Source organism: Corynebacterium sp. HMSC061H03 (genome assembly GCF_001838215.1).
GTDB classification, from domain to species: domain Bacteria; phylum Actinomycetota; class Actinomycetes; order Mycobacteriales; family Mycobacteriaceae; genus Corynebacterium; species Corynebacterium jeikeium_D.
In genome coordinates this window covers 47,676-72,793 of record NZ_KV836084.1, presented here as the reverse complement: position 1 = coordinate 72,793, position 25,118 = coordinate 47,676, and the positions used below count along the sequence as shown (strand labels likewise).

Genomic DNA, 25,118 nt, shown 5'->3' with positions numbered 1-25,118 from the left:
CGGAAAAGACACACTTTTCTTTACTTAACCCGCGGTAGTCGTGTCCTTTTCGGACATAGAAAAACGCTCCTGGGCAGATTGATCTGTCCCGGAGCGGGGTGCTTTACCGGCTTGCTATTCAGGCGGCTTGGAGTGCCGTGCTCAACTCGCTAGAACGGTGGTCTGCCGTCCCATCGCTTTACGGGAGCGCTTACTCCCTACCTGACCGCTTTTGTGGTTGGCAATGCCGTTGCCGACCGGTCTATCTCGTCGGAGGAACCGCGCCTATCACGGTCGAGAGGCTGTCTCTTTATGAATTATCCTCGGGGTTATCCCCCGTATGCGGCTGGCTAAACCAAAAACGAATTAAAACGCCACATACGGTCTGGGGGCCATCGTACGGAACTTATGCGTCGCGCACAATAGCCTGCGACCTAATCTTTACGAATCGAACCGAGCACGTTTCTACACGCCACGTGGCACGGCTGGGGTGTTGTGGTGGGGCAGCTGTTGTGTGGCGGCATGGTGACACGCAAGGGGCGCGCCTTTTTGTGACCTGTGACACGTCTATAGTGTGCTCGTTTCGTAGTTTTGACCTCGTTTCGTAATTTGCCGATCAAAATACGAAAAAATTACGAAACGCTCTACCTGCGGTTTCGTAGAACTACGAAAATCGGAAAACCAAATTACGAAACACGCGATAACGCTGTGACCTGCACAGACACGTCACATTTCGGGGATGTTTCGTAATTTTGCGGCATTTCGACCCAAACCTTTTAAGGGAGAGACACAGACACACATTACGGGCACATGTCTACGACATAGACCGTCCTCATTGAGGGCACGCTGCAGGGGTTGTAGCTATGTGACACGGCCGGGATGCTGCGTCACGGTGACACGCAAGGGGCGCGCCTTTTTATGACCTGTGACACGTCTGTAGCGCGCTCGTTTCGTAGTTTTGACCTCGTTTCGTAATTTGCCGATCAAAATACGAAAAAATTACGAAACGCTCTACCTGCGGTTTCGTGATTTCCGCAAACGAAAAGAACAAAACTACGAAACACGCGATAACGCTGTGACCTGCATAGACACGTCACATTTCGGGGATGTTTCGTAATTTTGCGGTATTTCGACCCAAACCTTTTAAGAGAGAGACACAGACACGCATTGCAGGCACATGTCTACGACACAGAGCGTCCTCGTTGAGGGCACGCTGCAGGGGTTGCAGCTATGTGACACGGGACACAATCGCAATCAAGGTGTCTCTTCTTATTTAGATTTTCTTCAAAAAGTGGAAAAATTACGAAACGAAAACCATTTACGCTGCTCAACGTATGTTTTTGTGTTTCGTAGTTTTGTTCTTTTCGTTTACGAGATTACGAAATGACCCGCAAATACCTACCGTGACCTGCGGTGATGTGTTTCGTATTTTTCTGCGTAATTTCACGTCGCCCGAAGCAGACACCCTGCCGTGTGCTTGCTGCAGGGCTGCGGCCGTCCCTCCATGTGGAGCGTCAGTGTCGATGCTGTAACTTAAACGTACATACATTTGTGGCGCTCTCGTTACGTGTTTGTGCATTGCCGAGCTCTTTACTGTTGTGTGTGGGCGCGCAGCCGTAGTGTCCGTGCCACTCCGAGTAGGGCGCGTCGTACCCCAAACCCATGTTCAATTAAATTCCAATCCAGAGAGGTCTTGCACTGTTGCGGTGCGGTTGTCTTCTTTCTCACCGTATTGGACCCTGCGAAATTAATTGGATACGATAGGCCCATGTTGATTTCAGGTTCCGTTTTCATGCGGCCGCTCACCAGCCGCTAAGGCGGTTTTCTCCCTCCCGCAGGTTAGAAACCGCTCCGGTCCTTTAGCCGGGCGGCCATTTGCCATGCCCGGCTCCGTTTCAACTCCACGGAGCACACCTGATGTCTACATACGGATACGGCCGTCACGAACATGGCCAAAATTTTCTCACAGACCACAAGATCATCAACTCCATCGTCGATCTTGTAAAACAAACCTCCGGCCCCATCATTGAGATCGGGCCAGGAAGCGGTGCCCTCACTCACCCGATATCCCACTTGGGGAGGGCAATAACGGCAGTTGAGGTAGACGCAAAACTAGCTGCCAAACTCACAAAAAAGACCGCCTCGGCGTCGGTCGAAGTGGTCCATGATGATTTCCTCAACTTCCCGTTACCCGCCACTCCCTGCGTCATTGTGGGAAACATTCCCTTTCACCTCACCACTGCCATTCTTCGAAAGTTGTTGCATGCGCCGGCATGGACTGCCGCTGTACTCCTCATGCAGTGGGAAGTCGCTCGCCGCCGGGCCGGGGTAGGTGCAAGCACGATGATGACAGCTCAGTGGTCCCCATGGTTCACGTTTCACCTTGGTTCCCGAGTACCAAGGTCTGCTTTCCGGCCACAGCCAAACGTTGACGGGGGGATCTTAGTGATCCGCCGGGTGGGTGACCCGAAGATCCCGATAGAGCAACGCAAAGCCTTTCAGGCGATGGTGCACACCGTTTTCACCGCCCGGGGACGCGGGATAGGGGAAATTCTCCGAAGGGCAGGGTTGTTTTCATCACGTTCAGAGACACAATCATGGTTGCGCTCGCGAGGAATCGACCCCGCAACCCTACCTCCCAGATTGCACACCAGCGACTGGATCGATCTCTTCCAGGTGACTGGTTCCTCTTCACCGCGCCATCGGCCCATTTCACAATCGGGAAGTAGTCAACGCCCTCCTCAACGGAAAAATCGAGGCCGGCGGCGGTAATCCCCCCACCACCAAAACCGAAATCCACCAGTAGTAGTGAACGACCCATGTTCGTCTACCGTGAGCCGCGTTATGGCAGTGACGTGTTCTCGTCGGGCACAGTCATAGTTCCCGGCGTTGCCAGCGACAGGGTTCTACACCCAGCAGCGGGACCGATCAAAATCACCCGCACGGGGAACGACCCTGCTGGTGGTTTCGATTTTGATGAAAGCGAGGAGACATAGCCCCTCGCCAACTCCCCGTAGCTGGCGAACATTAGCTCCTGGCGCTGGCGCTCGTTGGTGAGTTTGCGTGCCACATCGAAAGCCTTATCGACTTCCCGGTCCAAGTTGTTGTGGGCCTTGAGCAGAATTGGGTCCATCGATAACGGGTTGTAGTGCTCCGCGAGTGACCGCTGGGGGTGCCGCTCGCGTGCCCGCAGCACCAACTGTCCAGCGTCGATGATTCGCTGCTGCGCCTTCTCATCTAGTTCACACAGAGCTGGTCCGCAGTTGTAGCTCCCGATGTACTCCGAAAAACGGAAAAAATAAATAGTGGGGATACATCAACCTTCCACTTTCCATTCTTCCGGCTCAGAGTATTGAGGGGTCTGGGACCGGGTCCGTAAACCCTTTATGTTTTTCGCGCACAGCGGTTTTTAGCGACGCACCCTATAGGTTTTCCGCAGAACCTATATGTGTTTCTGTGCACCCCCATATGTTGTCTGTTTCTAGCGGTATTTCGTTGTACTTTGCGCATCGAATAGTTATTTATCGACGACACTCCGTGGAGTTTAAGTTTAACGTGTAGTGCTTAACCTCTGCGATGAACTCTTTGATCCCGGGACGTGATGAGGACTGGGGCTATTGTGCTCCCCCGAACGCTACGGCCCGGGGGCACGAGGCTGTGTCGCAGGTGCAAGCGAGAGGACCACTAGCGAAACACAGACCGCTGAGTCGACGCAGTCACGGTAAAGACGGAGCCGTCTAGGCGGTGCTCGAGGTTGCGCGAGATACGGTGACGCTGGGCGTCGGTAAGCGATGCGCATTCGGCGACATCGATGGAAAGCTGGACTTTGCCGTCCGTCGTGTTGACGCCCTGGCCGCCCGGAGTCGACGATTTCGCGAAACGCTCCGCGAGATCGGCGGCGATGACCGCACCGTCGGGGATCCCCGGGCCGGGCGCTATGGTCATGTCGTTCATGCCGCCCAGCCTAGGTGCCCACAACCCTTTCTCGTCTCGGCGGAAGCGGAGACCGCGTCGCGACGGCCGGGATCCAGCCTCAGTATTATCCTCGTCACCGGTTGATTCGAACGCTTTTTGCTCCTCCTTCTCCCGTCGGGCTTCGATTTTAGCGGCCTCCGCAGGTGGCAGTGATCGCTGGATCCGCTCGAACTACCGGTTCCGATCAGTGGTCGAAGGATTTTCGCAGCAGCCGGACCTGCGGCGCCGGTGCCGCCGCCGTAGCCTGACGAGCATCCCCGCCATGACGGCCATCACGACGGCGGTCCCGGCACCGATGATCCAGGGATTACCGAGGAGCCCACCGACGCCTGCGAGTGCTCCGCCCGCCGCGATGAACGGCAGGCCGCAGCAGAGCAGCGACGGAAGCGCGCAGCATGCCAGCAAGAGCAGCCCGGTCACTGCAGCGACGACGGGACCGGCGCGCCATTCGTCGCGGTCCTGATCGGCGCTCATCGTCTGCTTCAGGATGAGATTTCCCCGATTGCCTGCGTTGCCGTTCATGCGCAGCACGACAGCAGCGACGGGTCGGTGGTGAAGGCCTTCGCGGCGATCCGGATGCCCTCGGCCATGGTCAGGTAGGGGGCCCAGGCGTTGGCGACCTCGGCGACGGTCCTGCCGAGCACGTGGACGCCTGCGGCGGCGAGCTCCCCGGCGTCCTTGGCGACGGCGGTCAGGCCGAGGATCTCTTTCGTCTCGGCGTTCACGACGATCTTGATGAACCCGCGGGTGTCGCGGTTCACCAAGGCGCGGGGCACTTGGTGCAGGGGCAGGACGCGGCAGTCGCAGCGGATCCCCGCGGCGAGGACGTCCTTCTCGGTCATCCCGACCGCGCCGATCGCGGGCCCGGTGAACGTCACCCGCGGCAGGCGGGCGTAGTCGACGGACCGGTCGGCGTCGGCGAACGCGTTCTCGGCGACGAGGGTGCCGTGGTGGGCGGCGACGTAGACGAACTCGGGGTGCCCGGTCACGTCGCCCGCGGCCCAGACCCGCGGGTTCGAGGACTGCAGCCGGTCGGAGACGACCACCTCGCCGGAGTCTCCGGTATTCACCCCGGCCGCATCGAGGTTCAGGCCATCGGTGACGGGACGGCGTCCGAGGGCGACCAGGACCTGGTCGGCGCGGAACTCCTGCGAGCCGCCGGACAAGGCGGCGGTCACGACGGCCTCGCCTCCCGTGCCGCGGGAGACCCGGGTGGGCACTGCGCGGCTGACGACGCGGATGCCCTCGTCGGCGAACACCTCCTGGAGCGCCTTCGACACCTCCGGCTCCTCCTTCGAGGCGAGCCGGGACCGCACGAGCAGCGTGACCTGCGAGCCGAGGCGGGCGAACAGCTGCGCCTGCTCCAGGGCGACGTAGCCGCCGCCGAGCACCAGCAGCGACTCGGGGACCTCCGTCAGCTCCATCGCCGTGGTCGAGGTTAGGTATCCGGTCTCCTCCAGGCCGTCGATCGGCGGTGCCCACGGGCGAGAACCAGTCGCGACCAGGTAGTGGTGGGCCTCGATGGTCTCGACGCTTCCGTCGGATCCGGCAACATCGAGAACCGGCGCATCAGGGGTGCCCACGAACGAGGCGTCGCCGCGGAGGACCTGCCAGCCGTAGGAGTCGGCGACGTCGGCGTACTTCTCGCCGCGCAGCGACTCCACCAACGCTTGCTTCCCAGCGATCAGCGCGGGCATGTCGACGGGATCCGCCGTCGTCGCGATCCCGGGGAACCGGGTTGCGGCGTCGACCGCGACGTGCCGCGCGCCGGCCGCGGCAATGAGCGCCTTCAACGGGACGCAGCCCGTGTTCACGCAGGTGCCGCCGAGCGTCCCGCGCTCGATCATCACCACCGACTTCCCGAGCGTGCTGGCGCGGATCGCAGCGGCGAACGCGCCTCCTCCCGATCCGATGATGGCGAGATCGTACTTCGTAGGCATCGCTACTCCTGTCAACTCTTGGCTTTCTGCTCTGTCTCAGCCATACTGGACCTTCCAGTGCAGGGGAAGGTCAAGCGCGGCCACGGAGGGAGACAGCAATGTGGATCGGAGAACTCGCCGAGAGGGCAGGCACTACCGCGAAGACCCTTCGCTTCTACGAGGAACAGGGTCTTCTGCCCCCGACCGAGCGCACGCCGTCCGGATACCGCGACTACGCGCCCGAGACGGTCGCTCGGATCGACTTCATCCACCGCGGCCAGGCCGCGGGCCTCACCCTCGCCCAGATCCGCCAGATCCTCGACATCCGCGACGGCGGCCATGCGCCCTGCGAGCACGTGCGCGACCTGCTTGACGTGCGCCTCGCTGAGATCGAGCAGCAGATCACGCAGCTCTCCGTGCTGCGCGACACTATCGCGGACCTTAGCCAGGACGCCGCGCACCCGGATCCTGAAACGTGCAGCACCGATCAAGTGTGTAGGTACTTGTAGACGGCGGGAGTCAATGACTCAAACGCTACAACCCCGATATGCGCTAGCGCATGTCGATGCCGCCGGTGCCCACCTCGATGATTTTGGTGGTGGCCGCGATAGCACACAGCAGCGGCATCGGGGCGGAGGCCTGCAGCGCGAAGTGGTGGACTCGGAAGGACGCGTTGTTCACACCGATTTCGTCCGCAGCCTGGGTGATCTCCAGACGAGTCTTGGCGATCTTTTCCGCAGATGGCCCGCACTAGCTGCCGAAGGCGTAATGCCCGAAGCTTAAGAAGCCGAACGCTTTCCTTGGATAACACTCCTTTTGATGGTGTTAACGAGAGGGGGTAACTTTGCAACGACATACCGTCGAATTCAAGTTCAACGTTTAACGCGGGCAGCCGCCGCCGGATTCTCGGTGGCGATTCCGGCCCGAACCTCGGGGACATTCTCGCGCTTCCTCATCTACGTGAGCTCCGCGACGCCGGCCAGCTCACCGCTACCTCCATCTTCGATAGCTTGAGCGAGCTCGACCACGACCATCTAATCTGGCGCACTGGTTTCCGTCCGGCCCTCGGCCCATTCCGCCACCTCATGCGTGGCCGTGAAACCGCGATGAAGAATCTCCATCTAGTTGGTTACGGCAACTGGACCGGCGACGGCTCGGCAACCCTGATGGGTGTCGGGCCCTTTGCCAAATACACTGCCCAGGTAGTCGCGGGCCGTGTCGATGAAGCTCGGCTTCAAAAGTTTTGAGGCGACGCTTGGTCCCTGAGCAACTCGATCCTTCCAAGATCCGCGCTGGAGAGTCAGCGCGCTGGGCGAAGGTGTGTCTCAGCGCTTCGCTCGCGCGGCCCGCAGGCCGTTCAAGATGACGATAACTTCAGCGACCTCGTGAACCAATACGACGGCGGCCAGACCCAGCACGCCGCTAATCGCCAGCGGCATCAACACGATGATGATGGCCAGAGACAGCACGATGTTCTGGTTAATAATCCTGCTGCCTCGGCGGGCATGCTGCAGCGCCTGCGGGATCAGCCGGAGGTCGTGGCCGGTGAAGGCGACGTCAGCGGACTCGATTGCGGCGTCAGAACCGGTTGCCCCCATCGCGATGCCCACCGTCGCGCCCGCCAATGCCGGCGCGTCGTTGATGCCGTCGCCGATCATCGCCGTCGGCGTCTTGGCGGAGAGCTCGGCGACGATGCTTGCCTTGTCCTCTGGACGCAGCTCGGCGCGCACGTCGTCGATTCCGGCGATTTCAGCCAGCGCCCGGGCGGTGCGAGTGTTGTCGCCGGTGAGCATGCTCACTTCCACGCCGTTGGCGCGCAGGGTCTGCACAGCTTCGGGCACCTCGGGCCGCAGTTCGTCGCGGACCCCGATCGCCCCGGAGAGGGCGTCATCGACGGTGACAAGGACGCAGGTTTGGCCCTCGGACTCCATGCGCTCAACGTCTGCCTTCAGTGGCCCGGCGTCGATCCACCGGGGACTGCCCACAAGTACCCGTCGACCTTCGACGGTGCCGCCGATGCCATGCCCGGCTTCCTCGCTGATGTCCAGGGCAGCGGGCGCTTCGGGCCCCGCTGCCGCGATCGCAGCGGCGAGGGGGTGCGTCGATTGCTGCTCAACTGCCGCCGCGAAAGCAAGCACCTGAGCCCGATCGAATCCGTCTGCCGGGACCACGTCGGTAACCTCGGGCTGGTTGCGGGTAAGGGTTCCGGTCTTGTCCACCGCCAGGTGACGGATGCCGCCGAGTCGCTCGAACGCCGCGCCGGATTTGATGACCACGCCGAACTGGCTGGCCGCGCCGATCGCGGCCACGACCGTCAGCGGCACGGAGATTGCCAGCGCACACGGCGATGCTGCGACCAGGACCACCAACGCGCGGGTGATCCACGTCTCGGGGTCGCCCAGCAGCGAGCCAATCATGCCGACCAGCACCGCCAGGATCATCACCCCGGGCACTAGGGGTTGGGCAATCCGGTCGGCGATCCGGGCGCGGTCGCCCTTTTCCGCCTGTGCCTGCTCGACCAGGTCCACGAGTGTGGTCAGCGAGTTGTCCGTTCCAGCTGCGGTCGTCTCGACCTCCAGCACGCCGGCGGAGTTGATTGCTCCCGCGGGCACCTCGTCGCCGGGCGCAACCTCCTCCGGAATGGATTCTCCGGTGATCGCTGAGGTGTCAAGGCTGGAGCGCCCAGACCGAATGATGCCATCCGTGGCAATCCGCTCTCCGGGGCGCACGAGCATCAGCTCGCCAGCCACGAGGTCCTTCGCTGCGACCTCAACCGACGTGCCGTCGCGCAGCACCGTCGCGGTCTGCGGTACCAACTTCAACAGCGCCCGCAGTCCGCCCTGTGCCCGATCCATCGCCTTGTCTTCCAGCGCCTCGGCGATCGAGTACAGGAATGCTAGCGCCGCGGCCTCCCCGACGTAACCGAGGATCACCGCGCCGACCGCGCTGATCGTCATCAGCAAACCAATGCCGAGCTTGCGCTTCGTGACAAGGTTTCGGATCGCGCCGGGCGCGAACGTATATGCCCCTAGCAGCAGGCCGACCCAGAACAGTACTGTCGCGGGTGTCTCGAGCCTGGACCAGTCCAGCGCCAGGCCTATGCCGAGGGCTATGCCGGAGAAGATCGGCAGTAGCAACTCGGGGTCCTTCCACCATGGCCGATCGAGATCTTCGATCTCCGTGGCTGGTTCGTGTTCGCATCCACATGCTGAACTCATGCGTCCGCTCCTTTTCCGTCGCAGCCGGGCACCGAGCACTCAGGGTCGATGCACGGGGCGTTTTCGTCGACAGCCAACGTCGCGTTCACTAACGCGTTGAGCGCTGTCGCGAGGTGCGGATCGGCGATTTCGTAGCGTGTCTTGCGGCCCTCCGGCTCGGCGACGACGATGCCGCAGTCACGCAAGCAGGTCAGGTGGTTCGAGACGTTCGAGCGGGTCAGGTCCAGGTCGCGCGAAAGCACGGCTGGGTAGCTCGGGCCGTCGAGTAGGGTCAGCAGGATTCTGGAGCGCGTCGGATCCGCCATGGCCCGGCCGAGCCGGTTCATGACGTCGAGGCGTGAAGCAATAGTCAGCATGTACTGAACTATACAGCAATTGCTGAACTATTCAACGCGCGCTGAACTGACATTGAAGCGAAGAGCTGGCGACCTGCAGGAATTAGTCGATGGGATAGCCGGTAACTGGGCCTTCGTGATTCGGCTGCCAACCCAACGCGGGGGCGACATGCGTGGCGAAGTTGTCCAAGATCTTCACGTTGACGTCCACGCCCATCCCGGTGAGGCCCTCGCTTCTGCTGTAAGTGATGCCACATGTAGGAAGGTGTTCGGCAAGGTGGTCGCCGTTGAACCACGGGTACTTCCTGGACCTGGGAAGCTTGCGCACATCCACGATGGATGCCACACCGGCAGCCTCGATCATTTCAGCGAAGTCCTCGAACTCGAGGTTGGAGTGGCCCACGGTGAAAATGCGCATGTCGCCAATGCTACGCGCCAAGCGGTTACACCCACATCGGCTTCACGAATGAGAAGGTGACTTTGCAACGACACGTCGAGGAGTTTAAGTGCAACGTGTAAAGGTTTTTCAAGCATCGCGCGATGGGGATGTGGACCCACGATCGCAGGGGCGACTGCGACGGAGTGACCATTGTCTGGCTCAGCCAAGCTATTGACTCTGCGGCGTCCTGGGTGCGCCATCAGACTCTTCATGCTGAATGCGTGCGGCATGCAGTCGGGCGTGGGCGATGGCGTCGAGAGTGTTGTCGAAGACGTGATTCTCGTGCGCAAGTTGGTCGAATACGCCGAGTTCGCGCAACACCGGAATATGTTCGGGCTTCGTGGCTGCGAGCAGGACCCTGGTACCGCGGCGTTCGAGGCGCCCAATCGTGTCGGCGAGCATCTGGGCGCCGGTGGCGTCGATCGTCGTAACGTAGCGCATGCGGAGCACGACAACCTTGACCGACGAGACATCAGCGAGCTCGAGGAGGAAATCGTGCGCTGCACCAAAGAAGAGGGGGCCTTCCATACGGAAGGCGGCGATGTGCTCGTCGAGAAGCTCACGCTCCTTGTCGCGGTGGTCTCCCTCGTCTAGCGGGGCGGCTTCCAGCACCGCCGTGCGGGCGGTATCGCGCAGTGCGAAGAAGCCCGCCATAACAAGGCCGATGAGTACGGCGACGACAAGGTCGAACACGACGGTGGCGGCAGCAGTGATGAGCAGGGTGGCCCCGTCGCCCTTGGTGGCGCGTATCACCGAGCGGAGGTTCCGCGGGTGGATCATCTGAATCGCAGTGGCGATGAGCACGCCGGCGAGCGCGGCGAGAGGAATCTCGCCCACCCACCGGGCCGCGACGAGTACGGCGACGAGCAGCAGCAGCGAATGGAACACCGCTGCCAGGCGTGTGCCTGCGCCTGCCCGCACATTGACGGCAGTTCGGGCAATCGCGGCGGTTGCGGGAATCCCGCCGAACAGGGGCGCGACGACGTTGGCCACGCCCTGCCCGAAGAGTTCGCGGTCGGGATCGTGCCGGTCGCCGACAGTCATTGCGTCGGCAACCGTCGCAGACAGCAACGATTCCAGCGCACCGAGAGCTGCGACGGCGACCGCTGCAAACAGCAAGGAATCCAGGTGCTCCCACGGGATCTGTGGCCAGCGTGGAGCAGGCAACGTCGACGGGATGTACCCGATTGTCTTCAGACCGCCGTCGGCCAGCATGTTGATGGCCGTCGCGGCAGCTACCAATACCAGTGCCGCGGGGAAGCCGCTACGAATGCGCGCAGCAAGCACGATTCCAGCCGCCACCGCAATGGTCATCACGGGCGCCTGCCATGCCGGAGCGTCTAACCAAGCTTTGATTGAGCCCCACGCCAACCCGAGGACTTTCTCGCCGTCCACGTCAACACCGAGTGCTGCGGGCAGCTGTTGGAGGCCGATGATTAATGCAATACCGGCGGTGAAACCTTCGACGACAGGTAGTGGCATGTACTTCATCGCGCGGCCAGCGCCGGTGAACGCCAGCAAGAGCAGCATGAGCCCCGCCAGCACGCCGACGACGAGCACCCCATCGGCACCATGGTTGGCCACGATGGGGATTAACACGACGGTCATTGCGCCGGTCGGGCCGCTTACTTGGACGTTACTACCGCCGAAGACTGCGGCCAGGATACCCGCGACGATGGCCGTCGTAATTCCGGCCGCCGCGCCGACACCGGACGCAACGCCGAAGCCGAGTGCGAGGGGGAGGGCGACGAGGGCCACCATGAGGCCTGCCGAGAGGTCGCGCCCGATTGTCGCGCGGGACCAGTCCGAGCGGCGCGGTGCGAAACGCAGGGCACGGGACCGGATGCCCACCGTAGAGGCGGCGGAGGAGGGGCGGGTCATGCTACTTTCTTGCTCCTTCAGGGCTCAATGACACTCAAAGGATACACAAGGTGTCATCCTCCGACGGTCACATTCCTGGTTCTGGCCGAGGCCTCATGTCGACGGAATAAAACTTCCTGACCTGGCGGGAGTTCCGTGGATCGTTGTCGCGGTACTTGGAGTGACGCGTGTGAGCCGGTGTCTGAAGAGCAAACAGCCCAGGAGAATCTGTACCAGTGCCATACAGAGCGCGACACCACTGCTCATGGGTCGGGCCTGACGACGGGCTGGGGGCGAGGACCGGCTACCGGATTCGGGCTTTCGCGGCGACGAGCAGCAGGGCGGCATGGTCGACTTCGCCGTTTTTGATCTCGCGATTGAGCTTGTGTAGCACCACGGGGCAGCGCAGGCAGCGGATGCCGGATTTGCAGCACTTCTTCTTCGGCGTCATCGCAGCCAGTTTAAAGGGGTCCTTGCCGGCGAGCTTTTTCGCGGCTTTGGCCTCGGCCTTCGAGTATTCGGGCAGGCGTAGCGAGGTCGTTGCCGCAGCCTTCTTCTTGGCTTTGGCGGCGTCCTTCTTCTTGCCCTTGTCGCCTTTCTTGCCCTTGGCCATGCGCGTTCCCTTCGTCGCGAATTTTCCTGAATTAGGTTAGCGTCACCTCATGCGATGTGGGGAGGCGTGGGTGCCTGACGGGTGTAATTGGGTGTTGCTTGACGACGGCTTGCTTGTCGGCCAGTGCCGCAGCGGTAAATGACAGCCAAAGGACGCAAAACCGACCAAAACGACTCAGGTCTGTTTACTGTGACCTGCGGAAATGGCGAGCGGTAGTGAGTTGTTTCGGCGACCAGTACAAACAGTGGAACGCCGCCTTCGATGCAGGTTACTGTGCTGCGCGGAACAAACCGGACAGCAACAAGCCCGCTAGGAGATTGCGAAGCCAGATGCTGGTCCAGGTTTTTCAACGGGCTCGCCAGCCTCGTCGACCATCCAGTCAATTTCCAGCTCCAGCTCGCGCTCGATGCCAGCACGCTTTCGAGAATCGACGACTTCCATCGTGGTATTAAACGATGTCGGCATGGTCATCGTCACCGTGGACTCGCCAGTGCCGAGAGTCATTTCCCCGGCGCGGATGCGAGCTGCCAGCGTCTCCAGTAGATCCGCGAGCTCATCGCGGTTGAAGCTTGCCTTGCTCTTCACCAGCTTTTGATTCTTCGGGGGCGTAATCTTTTTAGGTTTCGGTGCCATGTCTTTACTTACCTTTCCAGCCGTGTCGGTATTTGTGCAGTGCGGAGAATTGGCCGTCACTCCACACTGTCTTTGAAGATGGTCTAGAAAGCTTTCAGGAAGCTTATCCATCTCCATTATCCCAATAAAAGTAGTTATTACCAGGAGAAATAATAAGAGGCTAGAAATGTCTATAGGTAGGTTATAAATTGTGGAAAATCCCTACGCTATGCTCTGGGGTGCAAGGTCCTAAGTGCCTTAGGTGAGGAGCTTTAGTAACGGCGCCCTTGGAAAGTGCTTCAAACGTGTCGACCGACAGCAATAGGGGAGGAGTAAACGTCACATGGTGTCACCCGACAACATCCTGATGTACCTTCTGCCTGAGCAAGAGGCGCAGATTAAAGAGATCTTTGTGCAACTGGCAGAGCGTGGATTCCCGCAGCAGAATCAAAAGCCCCACATCACCGTTACTTTCGCACCGACCATGAGCCCGGAGGTAATCCAACGAGCAGCCGAAATTCTCCCACCGCTGATGCCTGCGGAATTTCGCAGGGTAGGAACGGTGGTGTTCGGGACAAAGAGTAAACAGACTGTCGCATGGTTATTAGAAACAAGCGATGAGCTGGAAGAAGCTGCTCGCGAGATCAGTCGTCTTAACCCTGAAGGTCGCGGCTCCCGCTGGATTCCGCACCTGACTATGGGGCTGCGAATCCCGCGGGATATGGTTCCCGGTTACGTCCGGGCTCTTGATGAACTAACAAGCCCGCACTTCAAAACTCTTAGTGCACCACGCGCTGCGTTCTGGAGTCCCAAAGTGCAGGAATTAACGGAGTTCTAGGGAGACTCCAGTACTTGTGTGCTGCTGTGCCTCAGCGATTACGTCCCCGCTACTTCACAAAAACTGTGGTTTCAGAAAACAGTAGCCTAAGAAGAAAAACTAAGCGGCATCCATAATCTTCTTTGCCTGGGCATCGAAGACCTCCAAGGCGCGCTTCTTTGCCGCTTCCTTGGACTCTGGGGTCGCCTCTGGAATCTGCATGGGATCCGTCATGTTTTCCATGTTGCCAGCTGATGCATCCGGAGTCGGGGCGGCGGACACCATTACCATTACGCCGTTGACGATGCCGACAATGTCGTAGCTGGTGGCCGTAGTATCCGTGCCACCGGCGTTGATGTTCGCACTGGTCTCGTGTGCAGTGAATTCAGCTGGCTTGACGGAAAGATTTGGCTCCCACTTTTCTCGGTGCAGTTTCATTGTGGTCGTCATGTCCATGTCATCAAACATGTCCTGCATCTCAGGAGAAATCTCCTGACCTTCCATGGAGTCTTTCAGAATGTCGGAAGCATCCATCGTAGCTGTCACGTCGGAGCACTTTTCGAGGCTGTCTTCGTACTTCTGGTACGCATCAGTGTTCTTCAATACTGAGACGCTGACAGCGACGTTCTCTTCCTTAATGTCCGTGTAAGTACCGGCAGCATTCTCCAATTCCTCAGTTGAGTTGGTGAAAGTGGCGCATTCGGCCGGTTCAAATTTCATTGAGTCTTCCGAAAACATCTCCATTGCGTCCTTGTACCCATTAATCCTGTTGTTGGAGAAGTCCACACCTTGAACTTCATTAGTGAGCAGGAGCTGATCTTCGGCTGCAGCTGGAGCTGACCCGTCTGCCTTCGTCATCTTGCTGGTCGACTCTTTGCCTGCCTCGCCACCGGCATTGCTGCTTTCTTCCCCCGAGCCGCATGCGGTGAGCAGGGCGGCGCTTGTACAACCTGCGACGACGGTTGTCGCAATTTTCTTCCACATTCCAGAGCTGCGCTGCTTCATGATTCCTCATTCCATCGAGCTGAATTTCAACAACCTATGCAACCTGCTCAGATGTCCTGAGCCGGAGCCAATATTTTGTGAAAGAAAGAATACAAGAGCTCGCCTCGGCACGCTTCCCAAAAACAAGAATTTCAGTCGCGTCTGCTTTACGACGCTCCGTCGGGCCTCACCGCAGACTGTGCAACCTTTGCCACGGGATACGTGGATACCAACGCAACAATCGCACCGAAGATGAAAACGGGCACGAATCCGAATTTCGGTGCTGCGAAAGAAATAACAAAAGGGGCGAAGAAACCAACATAGGTCAGCGAATAGTAAATAGCGGTGGCAGCACCCAACTCGGCTGGCGGTGCGATAATTTGCACTTCGCGGAGGCCGGAGACCATCATCACGCCGTACGCGGCACCGAGAGCCAGGGCAGCGGGGAAAACGCTCCACACATTCTGGGTGAGTGCGACGATGAGGCTGAGCAGCATTCCGACCGTCGTTAAGCCAAGACCGAAAATAGCTGGCGGGATAAAGCTGCTGGAACTGATGCGAGTGACCAGTGGTTGCACCAGAACACCGGTGCCCATCGTAAGGCAGGCGATGAGTCCTGCGAAGGCGATGGGGTAGCGGGATTCGGCGATTGTTGGCAGGACGACGAAGGATGTGCACGCAGCGCCGAAGACCCACGGTGCCCAAGCGGCGACTGCCCACAGGAACCTCGGGCTAAGCGTGGCGGAGGAGAAGAACCGTTGCGGAGAGTCGCTGTGCGCTGCGTTTGGAAGTCCTCCGGAAGCGTTCCATGTTAGTGGTGCGATAAAAAGCAGCAGTGCGAGATGAACAAGATAGGGGATGACATCAGGGCGCGGGGTGAATTCTGCGACCAACCCGGAAGCCAGGGGGCCGAGGGAGAATCCGGCGGAGAGTGCAACGGTTGCGCGCCGGGCAGAAATTTGAGGTGCGACGGGCGCAATTTCTTTGATCCACGAGGCACCGGCGGCCATTACCATGCCCATCGAAATGCCGATGATAAGACGTCCTACCAGAAGTGATGGGAAGTGGAACCAGATGCCGGTGAGTAGGACGGCTGAGCCAACGGCAGAGGTTATGAGTGCAGGCCGGATGATGGCGCGACGGCCGAGCCGGTCGGAAAGTGGGCCGCAGATGAGTAGCGCGGGGATGAGTCCTGCGACGTAGATGGCGAAGAGAAAGGTGACCTGGGACTGGTTGAGAGCATCGGTTATTCGATACGCGGGCAGGAGTGGTGCGAAGAGGTTGGCTCCAAACGCAACCGCGAACATGCCCAGGGCTACCCGAATCCAGTCTCGTATCACGGTTGCCTCCTGAGGGCTCTCATCTGTGGGGATAGAACAGTGTGGTAACAACAATAGGCCAGCTAGCAAACGCTAGCTGGCCTATTGAGTTACTCGGGTCGTCTACCCAAGTTAGTCGCCCTAGTTATTGGCGGCGCCGAAAAACGCGGTAATCGGCGAGAAGAATCCCTTGGACTTCTTTGACTTCTTAGCTGCCTTTGTCCTGCCAAGAATGCGCTCAGAGATGCGGTCGGTGAGGACACCTACCAGCTTGCCGCTGCGGACGACGGGCAGCTCGCTGAGGGGCCCGTCAATAAGCTGGCGAGCCCTGATTGCAGCTGGATCCTCGGGCTTGACAAAGACCTTCACCGGGGCGCCGACGGTGTTCATGTAGGCATCGCGGTCGGCGTACTCACGGAGTTCCTTCAGCGTAATATCGCTGGTCAGGTAGCCTTCATCGTCGACGAGGAAGACACAGGTATCGTCATCGAGACCAGCAAATTCGGCTGCGTAGGTGCTCAGTGCCTCACCGACAGTGATGTCCTCCGGCAGCGCAATGTAAGAATCCGTCATGTGCATGCTTACGGTGTCAGGCAGGAGGCTGTACGGGCTGATTGAAGATTTCGGCTTGAAGAAGTTGGCGATGGTGTTCTGTGTCTGTGTCATTGTGGATCCTTTTCCAGGTATCCCAGCTCCTTTGCTAGGAGGGAATTTCTGTTGATTGAAAAATTATGGCTCCCCGCCTAAGAGTGTTGGCAATGTAATGCCGTAACTAAAGGTGGCCACTTGAGATGGAACCTTGCTTCGAGAGGCTTTCGAAACTCTCGATGAAGTGCAGGGTAGCGGCCTATGTGGATATAGGAGCCTTACCTAACGAGGTTGTTCGCTACGCAAAGGTTAACACAAGGTTACGTACACAGTAAAGAGGAATGAACGAAAAGCTTCCTAAAGGTGGCGGAAGTTATAAGCCCATGAACTCTCGAATTGCTGGCCACTCGGCATCGGCTTGCGCCCGGCCGAGCTCGTAGTTGTGCAGCAGCTTCGACCGCCTCCGCTCCGCCTTTGTGATGCTCATGTTATTGGCGTAGAAAACATATGCTTGGCCTTTTCGTTCAAGCTCAGCAGCCCAATCGAGAGAAGCGTTGTAGCGCTCGTGTCTAGTGATAAGCAGCTCAGCCACCACCGGGTTACTGCGGAAAATCTGGCGCAGTAGCTGTGGGCGCTTAGGGGCGGTGCGGCGGAATCCCTTCGGGCGAGTCAGAACGATGAGGAACTTCTTGAAACCATCTGCTTCGGCGGCATTAATGGGAATGCCACCTGATGATCCCAGTGCACCGTCGACGAACGGAACGCCATCAATATAGGGCATACGCATGACACCCGGAATCGTCGAACTGGCGCGAGTGTACTTCATCAGCGTAGGTAGATCTGGGATATCGTCTGGCCTCCAGTTGATGGTCTCGCCCGTATCCGCTCGGACAGCAGAAATCCGGTAGGGAGTTGGATTGTTCTTAAAAGTCTCGTAATCCAGGGGCATGGCGCCGTCGGGAAGTCCCGCGTCTTCGTAGATGTACTCGGCATCGAAGTAGCCGCGTCCGCGCAACATTGGGCGCCAGCCACTGCTGTCCGGCTGCGCGATGAAGTCAGTGAAGCTATTTATAGAGCGCTGGATATCCCGGGAAAGGTAATTGACCACGTGAGAGGCGCCGGCGCTTACGCCACCGACCCAGCCGACATCGATGCCCTCGCGAAGTAACCGTTCGACGAAAGGTGCCGTGTAACTATTGCGAGTCCCTCCACCCTCGAAGACTAATGCTACATCGCTGACCTGCATTTACATCCCTCCGGTTGTTCTCGCGCTGCTGCTTTTCGGGCGTTACGATCGTTCAAGACTACCCGAACGTCACCATATTGGATTTCGGTTAGCGTAGTTTACGGCGCATCCTGGAGGATGACCGGCAGCAGCCCCTCGCCCATATCTGGGTTAGGCAGTACGCCCTCCGGGTCGTAGAACAAGATCTCCTTGCCCTCGTGGCTCAGACGTCGCATCGCTTCCAGAATCAACGTGCGTCCCACCGGGTTGACAACGCCAACGCGGCTGACGTCGAAGACAACTTCGCTTTCCGACGGTGTGGAAGTCGCCAACCTGTTGAGAATGATCTCGGCCGCAGTGAAGTTGACTGGGCCCTGAATCTCGATGATCGAGCGGCCATTGCTGACGCGTGTACCGCGCAGCGCACGCGAACCAATCGCATCGGCATCCATGAGATGAAGACCCAAATCTTCGGAGAGCTTCCGGAAGATGGCAATGCTGCGGACGCTGTTGCCGTGGTCGTTCAATCGCGGCGAAAAGGCTGCGAGACCCGCCTGTCCAGGCAGCGCTCCCAGCAAGCCGCCGGCGACACCGCTCTTGGCGGGAATCCCGACCTCGGTAAACCATTCACCGGCCTCGTCATACATGCCGGCAATAGCCATCACGGACAAGACTCTGCGAACAACCGAGCGGCCGAGCACAGTCTGATTGGTGACCGGGTTAACGCCACCGTTGGCCAACACTGCGGTCATCATGGCGACATCGCGAGTGTTGACCAGCACGGAGCACTGTGCGGTGTAGCCGCGGACAGCATCGTGGGGCGTGGTTTCGATGAAACCGTAAGCTGCCAGCATATGTGCGATGGACATGTTTCGATGGGCAGTGTCCATTTCGCTTTCATAGGCATCGTAGTCAACGCGGAGCTTACGGCCAGCCAAAGTCGAGAGAAGCTCCACCATGTGCTTGGTGCGAGTCTTCCAGTTGGCACCTGGCTGGCATATGAACTGGTTGATGGCCAGTGCGCCGACATTAATCATCGGATTCTTTGGTCGGTGCGTGCCCTGCTCCAGCGACAGCTCGTTGAATGCCTCACCGGAAGGTTCGGTGCCCACAATGCTGTCGATTTTGTCTGTGCCGTGCTCGGTGATGGCTGCGGCATAAGCGAAGGGCTTGGACATCGATTGAATGGTGAATTCAGCATCGGTGTCGCCAGCGGTATAGGTGCGCCCTGACACGGTGGTCATAGCAAGGGCCAGGCGGTCGGGATTAGCTTGGGCAAGGGTGGGAATATAGTCCGCTACCTCGCCAGACTCATCGGGGCGGACGGATTCGACGATTTCGGACAGATAATCTTTGATCGGCGTTTTCATCAGATTTTGCTAAGCATCTTTCCTGGGCTGAAAAATCCCGGTTGAGTCAATGGAGTCCCGTTCGAACCTACACCAGGCGAGGTCAGCCACTGATGCTCACCTCTGCGCACTCTCACCGTGCGTGCGGGAAGAATCGGCATATCCTTGGGTGTGTGAAATTCCTCAACAATCAGTCCGCGCCCTACGAGTTGACCTACAGCGATGTCTTCATGGTGCCGTCAAAGTCATCCGTCGGCTCTCGCATGGGTGTCGATTTGGCCACCAATGATGGCACCGGCACAACCATTCCGATTGTCGTCTCCAATATGACGGCCATCTCCGGTCGCCGGATGGCCGAAACCACCGCTCGCCGAGGCGGAATTGCCATCCTGCCGCAGGACGTCCCAGCTGACATTGCTGCTGAGACCATCCGCAAGGTCAAGTCCGCTGGGCTGGTTTTCGACACTCCAATCGTCGTCAAGCCTCACCACACCGCGGGGTATGCGCGCCATCTTCTGCCGAAGCGCGCGCACGGTGCGGCAGTGGTGGTGGAAGACAACAAACCGGTTGGTCTGATTACCGGCCGTGACCTGGCGGGCGTTGACAACTTTGCGCAGGTGGGGACGCTCATGTCCACTTCGCTATTTACGCTTCCGGCCGATATTGAGCCCCGTGACGCTTTCGACCAGCTCACTGCTTCCGGGCGCAAACTCGCTCCGGTGGTGGACGCCGATGGCGCGCTGGTGGGTATTCTCACGCGTAAGGGCGCGCTGCGTGCGACGCTTTACAAGCCGGCTGTCGACGCGGAGGGTAAGCTGCGCGTCGGTGCGGCGCTCGGCATCAACGGTGATGTTGAAGGGCGCGCGAAGACACTGCTCGACGCAGGTGCCGACGTGCTCGTTGTCGATACCGCCCACGGTCATCAGGAATCGATGCTCCATGCTTTACGACGAGTCCGCGCGCTCAACCCACCTGTGCCAATTGCCGCTGGCAATGTCGTGACCGCCGATGGTGTTCGCGACCTAGCGGAGGCGGGAGCCGACATTATTAAGGTCGGCGTCGGTCCGGGTGCGATGTGCACAACCCGAATGCAGACCGGAGTTGGGCGTCCACAGTTCTCCGCCGTGCTCGAATGCGCTGCAGCCGCCCGTGGATGCGGCGTGCATGTCTGGGCTGACGGTGGGGTGAAGGATCCTCGCGATGTTGCGCTTGCGTTGGCTGCGGGTGCGTCCAACGTGATGATTGGCTCGTGGTTTGCCGGTACTTTCGAGTCCCCAGGTGATGTCCAAAAGGACGTCGACGGGCGCATGTTCAAGGAGTCGTTTGGCATGGCTTCACACCGTGCAGTGGAGAGCCGAAATGCACAGGTAGAGGCCTTTGAGAAGGCCCGGCGTGAAATGTTCGAAGAGGGTATCTCGACTGCGAAAATCTACCTGGAGCCCGGCCGCGAAGGTGTGGAGGACCAGATCGATCGCATTATCTCGGGTGTACGTTCTTCGTTCACATACGCGGGTTCGGCCACCATCGAGCAGTTCGCTGAGCGGGCAGTGGTGGGAATTCAATCCGCTGCGGGCTTTGCGGAAGGAATGCCGAGGGCGACGCGGTAGCCGTCGTCAAGCCTCTCGGGGCTAAGCCGACTAGCGGTGCTGCGGGCCAATTGGTAGGTATGTAAAGACGTTGTTAGGACGTGTTTAGTACCACGTGCGAGATTGGGGAGGGGCTGGCGATTATGGGTCGGCAGGTAAGAGAAAATAGTGCTGTAACGGAGTCTGGATTGGTAGCAGGAAACGGTGCTAGAGCAGGAAGCGGGAACGCATTTTTCGCTCGCGCCCGCGTTACTGATTCCGATTTGTGCCCGTGTGGTGGGGGACTCTACGGGCAGTGCTGTGGCCCGCTGCACCGCGGTGAGCGGGAGGCGGTGACCGCAGCTGAGCTGATGGCAGCGAGGTACAGCGCTTACGCTGCCCACGAGGCGGATTACATCTGGCGGACGTGGCATCCGCGCTACCGCCCGGAAGTTATCAATGTCGATGACGGTGTGGAATGGGAAGGACTCACCATCATCAACGCTGTCGATGGCGGCGAGGATGACCGCGAAGGCATCGTGGAATTTGAAGCGGCTTTTCATGACCATGACGGTGTCGGTACGATGCACGAGCGTTCCCGTTTTGTTCGGCGTGCGCGACGTTGGGTCTACGTCGACGGCGAGGTCACGTACTCCTAAGCATCAGACTTGTTGTGCTTGCCGTGGCCGAATGGCAGCACGGCGACAATCGCCACAATGATTGCACCCCAGATGGTGCCGAAAATCAGTGAGCCGGTGGTATTGGCCAACCAGCCGAGGAAGCCGCCGGTAAACAGCTGCTCAAGGTTGTGGACCAGCTGGTAGGGGAGATGCCAGCCCAGCTCGTCGAGGCCGACCACCATGATGTGGCCACCGACCCACAACATGGCAAACGTGCCGATAATGCCGATCGTGTTCAGAACGATTGGCATGGCTTTGACCAGTGCCGTACCAAACTTGCTGATACCGGCTGACTTCTTGGACTGCAGGTGCAGGCCAATGTCATCAATCTTGACCAAGAGGCCCACCACGCCGTAGACCGCAAGCGTGATGATGAGTGCGACCACAATAAGAATCAGCGCGCGATTGAGCAGCGGCTGATCAGCGACCTCATTGAGAGAAATCACCATGATTTCCGCAGAGAGAATCAAGTCTGTGAAAATTGCAGACTTCACCAGCGAATCTTCATTCTGTGGTGTGCGGTTGGTCGCCGCCTCTATCCGCTCCTGCTCAGTCTGATCGGGAGAGATTCGGTGCTTAATCTTCTCCCAGACCTTTTCCATGCCCTCAAAGCACAGGTAGGAGCCACCGAGCATCAAAATCGGCGTCAGCGCCCAGGGCAGAAACTGACTTAGCAGCAATGCAATCGGCAGAATAATGACAATTTTATTGACCAAGGAGCCCTTGGCGATACGCCAAATAATCGGCAGCTCGCGTTTCGGCGAGACACCCTCGACGAATTTAGGTGTCACCGCAGCGTCGTCAACCACAACACCGGCGGCTTTAGCGCTAGCTTTGCCGGCCGCAGCCGCAATATCGTCTGTTGTTGCCGCTGCAGCACGTGCAATCGTGGCAACGTCGTCAAGCAGCGCGACAAGTCCGCCTGCCATAAAAACCTCCCGTATTGGAGGACGCGACCAGGAGCCGTCGTCGTATCAAAGAATTACCGGAGCAATTTTAACCGCTTTCCCGGATTGACTCTGTGTTGTCGGTAGGGCGTCGATGTCCGGTCGATAGTTCACGTGCTCCTCTGAATGTGAGCACGTGGCAAGATATAGGCCATGAACGCTTCCTTCTCCGAAATCTACCGACAGGTCAATGCGGACAACTCGGACAACGCTGGCACCGCGGCAGACACCAGCAACGATGCCCACTCCGAGGAACAACAGCGCCCGGCGCGTCCCCGCATGGCACTGGTAGTAGTCGACGCTCAGAATGATTTTTCCGCGGGTGGCGCACTTGCCGTCGACGGTGCTGAGGCAGCGTACACCGCTACATATCTGCATGTTGCGGGCACAGCTAACAAGTACTCGGTTCTTGCGACCACCCGTGACAATCACATCGACCCAGGCACGCATTTCTCTGAAACCCCGGATTTCGTCGATACCTGGCCGAAACACTGTGTTGCAGGTACCCCGGGCGCAGAGATTCACCCCGGCATGCAGCGCGCCATCGCGTTTTTTGGGCAGCTCAACCCCGCTGCTGTGCGTATCGATGTCACAAAAGGGGAGTACGCCGCCGCCTACTCCGGTTTCGAGGGAACAACGGAGGCTGGCGTTTCGCTTGCCGACGCTCTCCGCGCCTCTGACATCGAAGAAATCGATGTGGTGGGAGTTGCGACTGACCACTGCGTCCGCGCCACAGTGCTCGATGGCCTCAAGGAGGGCTTTTCCGTTCGTGTTCTGAGCAATCAGGTCGCGGCGGTGGACCCGGAGCGCGGCAAGGCTGCACTAGCGGAATTGGCCGCGGCGGGCGCGACAGTGGTGTAGTGCTGCGACGTTGACCGTCAAACAATCCGCCTAGCCGCTTAGCTAGGCGCCTCGGCAGCCGCCTAGTTAAAAGTCACCATATCCAGGTCGACCTCGCGGAGGTGGCGGTGGGTGGACGCTGTTTCCACATAACGCCCTGCATGGGCGATGAAGCCCTCTGCTTCCTCGGCGGAGAGTTCACGACGCACCTTGGCGGGAACGCCTGCAGCCAGCGACCTGGGGTCGATAATCTGATCTTCCAACACCACGGCACCTGCAGCAATGAGGCTGCCAGCGCCGATACGGGAACGCGAAAGCAGGGTGGACTTCATGCCGATGAGGCAACCATTTTCAACCGTGGTGCCGTGGACCAAGGCCATGTGTCCGACGGTGACATCATCGCCGAGAATTGTGGGCACACCTCGGTCGACATGGACTGTGGAGTTGTCCTGAATATTGGTGCGCTGGCCGATGCGGATCGGTGCGACGTCTCCTCGGAGAACAGAACCGTAGAACACGGAGCTATCCGCACCGATTTCGACATCACCGATAATGACCGCGCCGGGCGCAATCCAGGCGCTGGAATGAATGCGTGGGGTCTTATCTTGGTAGGTGAGAATGAGCGGAGTGTTCATCATACAAACCAATATAACTGTCACCTGAGGTCAGCGTAAGAAAAATTCTCAGCGAAACTCTATTCGTCGAAGGGTGCAATTCTGCTTGGACGCGCCTACAGTGGGCGACATGATTTTTATCGTTGTGAATTACCAAGTTAAGTCGGAATTTGCCGACGAATGGATGGACCACGTCGCTGAGTTCACCGCTGCCACCCGCGCAGAGGCTGGCAACAAGTGGTTTGAATGGTCCCGCAGCGTAGAAGACCCCAACCAGTACATCCTCGTCGAGGCATTCGATGATGACGCTGGTGAAGCCCACGTCCATTCCGAGCACTTCGCCAAGGGCCTGGAGGCGATGAAGCCGCTGCTCGCTGAGACCCCGAAGATTGTCTCGCAGGTACTGCCAGATAAGCAGGACTGGGATCGCATGGGCGAGCTGCAGGTCGACTAATGTCCTCAGACACCATTCGCGATAGCGCAGCCGCTTCCAGCAGTGACACCTATTCTCTGATTGGGCGTGGCCTGCGTATTGGCTCCGCTGTGCTGGCCTCTGCTCTCGTCGTTGGTCTCAGTGCTTGTGGGGATAGCGATGAGGCAGCCCTGGAGGGTAGCCAAAATCAGTCAAGCCAGGAGCAGAGTGCTGTTGCCTCCACTGCCGCCATTCGGGATAACTTGGCTCAGCTGGCGGCAGATACTGCGGCGCTGAAGAAAGCATCGCAGACACTAATTGCAAAGGAATCGGTCTCGGAAGAGACTCGAAAGATTGCGCAGCAGGCGGAGCCAATCTTTGCTGAAGAGGAAGCGCAGCTAGTCAAGACTCTCGGCGTCGATGTTGATCCGTCGGAGACCAAGCTCGACACCGCCACCATGACTCGCCTCGAGAACGAGGAGGGGCCACACGCAGATATGGCTTATCTGACGTTGATGGAAGGCAGCCTGGATAAGATGCTCGGACAGTGGGAAGAGCTGGAAAAGCATGGCGGAAACGACCTGCAAGAGTTGGCACGCTCTTCTCAGCAGCAGCTGGAAGATATTCAGCAGGCGCTGGAAAAACGTATGCAGTACTAGCCGCTGCCCAAAGCTCGTGGGGGGAAATTCAAGTAAAAAGTCCTGCAAAGCGTGCCCGGGGAACCGGGGAAGTGAGTAGCGTGTAAATAAAGCCAGTGCGCTGTGATCGTCGTCAAGCGAATGCGCACTCGGATGAAGCACAATGCTGGCTAATAACCCAGAGTAGAAG

25 protein-coding genes and 3 pseudogenes are annotated in these 25,118 nt (G+C 59.1%); 10 read left to right on the top strand and 18 right to left on the bottom strand.

All coding sequences use genetic code 11. The features are described 5' to 3' along the window. Window positions 1-1,896 precede the first annotated feature (1,896 nt). Window positions 1,897-2,751, top strand: coding sequence for a 23S ribosomal RNA methyltransferase Erm (gene erm / locus HMPREF2787_RS09120; RefSeq protein ID WP_016456425.1), 855 nt, complete (start codon window positions 1,897-1,899; stop codon window positions 2,749-2,751). A gap of 70 nt (window positions 2,752-2,821) precedes the next feature. On the opposite strand, the gene HMPREF2787_RS09115 is transcribed toward erm, so the two are convergent. From HMPREF2787_RS09115 to merA, 4 genes and pseudogenes are all read right to left on the bottom strand, one after another. Then, complete coding sequence (locus HMPREF2787_RS09115; RefSeq protein ID WP_311199933.1) at window positions 2,822-3,175, bottom strand: type IIL restriction-modification enzyme MmeI; 354 nt, start codon at window positions 3,173-3,175, stop codon at window positions 2,822-2,824. A gap of 368 nt (window positions 3,176-3,543) precedes the next feature. Beyond that, window positions 3,544-3,933 (bottom strand): annotated as a pseudogene (locus tag HMPREF2787_RS09110) (peptide chain release factor I). 192 nt (window positions 3,934-4,125) lie between these two features. Then, window positions 4,126-4,476 (bottom strand): hypothetical protein, encoded by a 351-nt coding sequence (locus HMPREF2787_RS09105; RefSeq protein ID WP_070859062.1) that lies wholly within the window; start codon window positions 4,474-4,476, stop codon window positions 4,126-4,128. After that, window positions 4,473-5,894, bottom strand: a complete 1,422-nt coding sequence (merA, locus tag HMPREF2787_RS09100) for a mercury(II) reductase (protein WP_070859057.1) — start codon at window positions 5,892-5,894, stop codon at window positions 4,473-4,475. The genes HMPREF2787_RS09105 and merA overlap by 4 nt, the downstream gene beginning before the upstream one ends. A gap of 98 nt (window positions 5,895-5,992) precedes the next feature. Between merA and HMPREF2787_RS09095 the strand changes: the two genes are divergently transcribed. Then, entirely contained in the window at window positions 5,993-6,382 is a 390-nt protein-coding gene (locus tag HMPREF2787_RS09095) for a heavy metal-responsive transcriptional regulator (protein WP_040361285.1), read from the top strand. Between the two features lie 46 nt (window positions 6,383-6,428). On the opposite strand, the pseudogene HMPREF2787_RS11440 reads toward HMPREF2787_RS09095, so the two are convergent. Continuing rightward, a pseudogene (locus HMPREF2787_RS11440) lies at window positions 6,429-6,671 on the bottom strand (alkane 1-monooxygenase); the annotation flags it as partial. Between the two features lie 212 nt (window positions 6,672-6,883). On the opposite strand from HMPREF2787_RS11440, the gene HMPREF2787_RS09085 reads away from it, so the two are divergent. Further along, the gene (locus HMPREF2787_RS09085; protein ID WP_246818316.1) at window positions 6,884-7,120 is read left to right on the top strand and encodes an oxidoreductase; all 237 of its coding nucleotides are present in this window, start codon (window positions 6,884-6,886) and stop codon (window positions 7,118-7,120) included. Between the two features lie 78 nt (window positions 7,121-7,198). On the opposite strand, the gene HMPREF2787_RS09080 is transcribed toward HMPREF2787_RS09085, so the two are convergent. From HMPREF2787_RS09080 to HMPREF2787_RS09055, 5 genes are all read right to left on the bottom strand, one after another. Then, window positions 7,199-9,091: a heavy metal translocating P-type ATPase gene (locus HMPREF2787_RS09080; RefSeq protein ID WP_070859056.1), complete on the bottom strand. Its 1,893-nt coding sequence runs from the start codon at window positions 9,089-9,091 to the stop codon at window positions 7,199-7,201. Next, the gene (locus tag HMPREF2787_RS09075; protein WP_005510636.1) at window positions 9,088-9,447 is read right to left on the bottom strand and encodes a Cd(II)/Pb(II)-sensing metalloregulatory transcriptional regulator CmtR; all 360 of its coding nucleotides are present in this window, start codon (window positions 9,445-9,447) and stop codon (window positions 9,088-9,090) included. Before HMPREF2787_RS09075 ends, HMPREF2787_RS09080 begins: the two co-directional genes overlap by 4 nt. Before the next feature lie 82 nt (window positions 9,448-9,529). Then, the gene (locus tag HMPREF2787_RS11435; protein ID WP_083326689.1) at window positions 9,530-9,844 is read right to left on the bottom strand and encodes a DUF488 family protein; all 315 of its coding nucleotides are present in this window, start codon (window positions 9,842-9,844) and stop codon (window positions 9,530-9,532) included. Between the two features lie 189 nt (window positions 9,845-10,033). Next, the gene (locus tag HMPREF2787_RS09060; protein ID WP_070859055.1) at window positions 10,034-11,746 is read right to left on the bottom strand and encodes a SulP family inorganic anion transporter; all 1,713 of its coding nucleotides are present in this window, start codon (window positions 11,744-11,746) and stop codon (window positions 10,034-10,036) included. A 283-nt stretch (window positions 11,747-12,029) separates the two neighbouring features. After that, the gene (locus HMPREF2787_RS09055; protein WP_005510705.1) at window positions 12,030-12,338 is read right to left on the bottom strand and encodes a hypothetical protein; all 309 of its coding nucleotides are present in this window, start codon (window positions 12,336-12,338) and stop codon (window positions 12,030-12,032) included. A 194-nt stretch (window positions 12,339-12,532) separates the two neighbouring features. Between HMPREF2787_RS09055 and HMPREF2787_RS11300 the strand changes: the two are divergent. Further along, window positions 12,533-12,631, top strand: a pseudogene (locus tag HMPREF2787_RS11300) (YtoQ family protein); the annotation flags it as partial. A gap of 16 nt (window positions 12,632-12,647) precedes the next feature. Here HMPREF2787_RS11300 and HMPREF2787_RS11295 read toward each other — a convergent pair. Next, on the bottom strand, window positions 12,648-12,971 hold the full coding sequence (locus HMPREF2787_RS11295) for an amphi-Trp domain-containing protein (RefSeq protein ID WP_070859054.1): 324 nt from the start codon (window positions 12,969-12,971) through the stop codon (window positions 12,648-12,650). 322 nt (window positions 12,972-13,293) lie between these two features. On the opposite strand from HMPREF2787_RS11295, the gene HMPREF2787_RS09045 reads away from it, so the two are divergent. After that, window positions 13,294-13,788, top strand: coding sequence for a 2'-5' RNA ligase family protein (locus HMPREF2787_RS09045; RefSeq protein ID WP_049189371.1), 495 nt, complete (start codon window positions 13,294-13,296; stop codon window positions 13,786-13,788). Between the two features lie 99 nt (window positions 13,789-13,887). Here HMPREF2787_RS09045 and HMPREF2787_RS09040 read toward each other — a convergent pair whose 3' ends face one another. The 5 genes from HMPREF2787_RS09040 to HMPREF2787_RS09020 form a co-directional block, all read right to left on the bottom strand. Beyond that, entirely contained in the window at window positions 13,888-14,772 is an 885-nt protein-coding gene (locus HMPREF2787_RS09040; RefSeq protein WP_070859053.1) for a hypothetical protein, read from the bottom strand. Between the two features lie 146 nt (window positions 14,773-14,918). Beyond that, a complete protein-coding gene (locus tag HMPREF2787_RS09035) occupies window positions 14,919-16,142 on the bottom strand; it encodes an MFS transporter (protein ID WP_371441148.1) in 1,224 nt (407 codons plus the stop codon). Between the two features lie 69 nt (window positions 16,143-16,211). After that, window positions 16,212-16,736: a CBS domain-containing protein gene (locus tag HMPREF2787_RS09030; protein ID WP_049189374.1), complete on the bottom strand. Its 525-nt coding sequence runs from the start codon at window positions 16,734-16,736 to the stop codon at window positions 16,212-16,214. 295 nt (window positions 16,737-17,031) lie between these two features. Further along, window positions 17,032-17,904, bottom strand: a complete 873-nt coding sequence (locus tag HMPREF2787_RS09025) for a patatin-like phospholipase family protein (protein ID WP_070859051.1) — start codon at window positions 17,902-17,904, stop codon at window positions 17,032-17,034. A 98-nt stretch (window positions 17,905-18,002) separates the two neighbouring features. Continuing rightward, window positions 18,003-19,253, bottom strand: a complete 1,251-nt coding sequence (locus tag HMPREF2787_RS09020; protein ID WP_070602919.1) for a glutaminase — start codon at window positions 19,251-19,253, stop codon at window positions 18,003-18,005. Between the two features lie 152 nt (window positions 19,254-19,405). On the opposite strand from HMPREF2787_RS09020, the gene HMPREF2787_RS09015 reads away from it, so the two are divergent. Both HMPREF2787_RS09015 and HMPREF2787_RS09010 read left to right on the top strand, forming a co-directional pair. Beyond that, window positions 19,406-20,839 (top strand): GuaB1 family IMP dehydrogenase-related protein, encoded by a 1,434-nt coding sequence (locus tag HMPREF2787_RS09015; RefSeq protein WP_070859050.1) that lies wholly within the window; start codon window positions 19,406-19,408, stop codon window positions 20,837-20,839. An 80-nt stretch (window positions 20,840-20,919) separates the two neighbouring features. After that, entirely contained in the window at window positions 20,920-21,456 is a 537-nt protein-coding gene (locus HMPREF2787_RS09010) for a YchJ family protein (RefSeq protein ID WP_172620241.1), read from the top strand. On the opposite strand, the gene HMPREF2787_RS09005 is transcribed toward HMPREF2787_RS09010, so the two are convergent. Beyond that, window positions 21,453-22,406 (bottom strand): DUF808 domain-containing protein, encoded by a 954-nt coding sequence (locus tag HMPREF2787_RS09005; RefSeq protein ID WP_069359251.1) that lies wholly within the window; start codon window positions 22,404-22,406, stop codon window positions 21,453-21,455. The genes HMPREF2787_RS09010 and HMPREF2787_RS09005 overlap by 4 nt on opposite strands. 171 nt (window positions 22,407-22,577) lie before the next feature. On the opposite strand from HMPREF2787_RS09005, the gene HMPREF2787_RS09000 reads away from it, so the two are divergent. Continuing rightward, a complete protein-coding gene (locus HMPREF2787_RS09000) occupies window positions 22,578-23,285 on the top strand; it encodes an isochorismatase family protein (protein WP_070859049.1) in 708 nt (235 codons plus the stop codon). A 62-nt stretch (window positions 23,286-23,347) separates the two neighbouring features. Here HMPREF2787_RS09000 and HMPREF2787_RS08995 read toward each other — a convergent pair whose 3' ends face one another. Next, window positions 23,348-23,902 carry a gamma carbonic anhydrase family protein gene (locus HMPREF2787_RS08995; protein WP_070859048.1) on the bottom strand — a complete coding sequence of 185 codons (555 nt, stop codon included), beginning with the start codon at window positions 23,900-23,902 and terminating at the stop codon, window positions 23,348-23,350. A 106-nt stretch (window positions 23,903-24,008) separates the two neighbouring features. Between HMPREF2787_RS08995 and HMPREF2787_RS08990 the strand changes: the two genes are divergently transcribed. Together HMPREF2787_RS08990 and HMPREF2787_RS08985 are read left to right on the top strand one after the other, a co-directional pair. Then, window positions 24,009-24,332, top strand: a complete 324-nt coding sequence (locus HMPREF2787_RS08990; RefSeq protein ID WP_070859061.1) for a putative quinol monooxygenase — start codon at window positions 24,009-24,011, stop codon at window positions 24,330-24,332. Beyond that, window positions 24,332-24,949, top strand: coding sequence for a hypothetical protein (locus HMPREF2787_RS08985; protein WP_048732750.1), 618 nt, complete (start codon window positions 24,332-24,334; stop codon window positions 24,947-24,949). Before HMPREF2787_RS08990 ends, HMPREF2787_RS08985 begins: the two co-directional genes overlap by 1 nt. Window positions 24,950-25,118 lie beyond the last annotated feature (169 nt).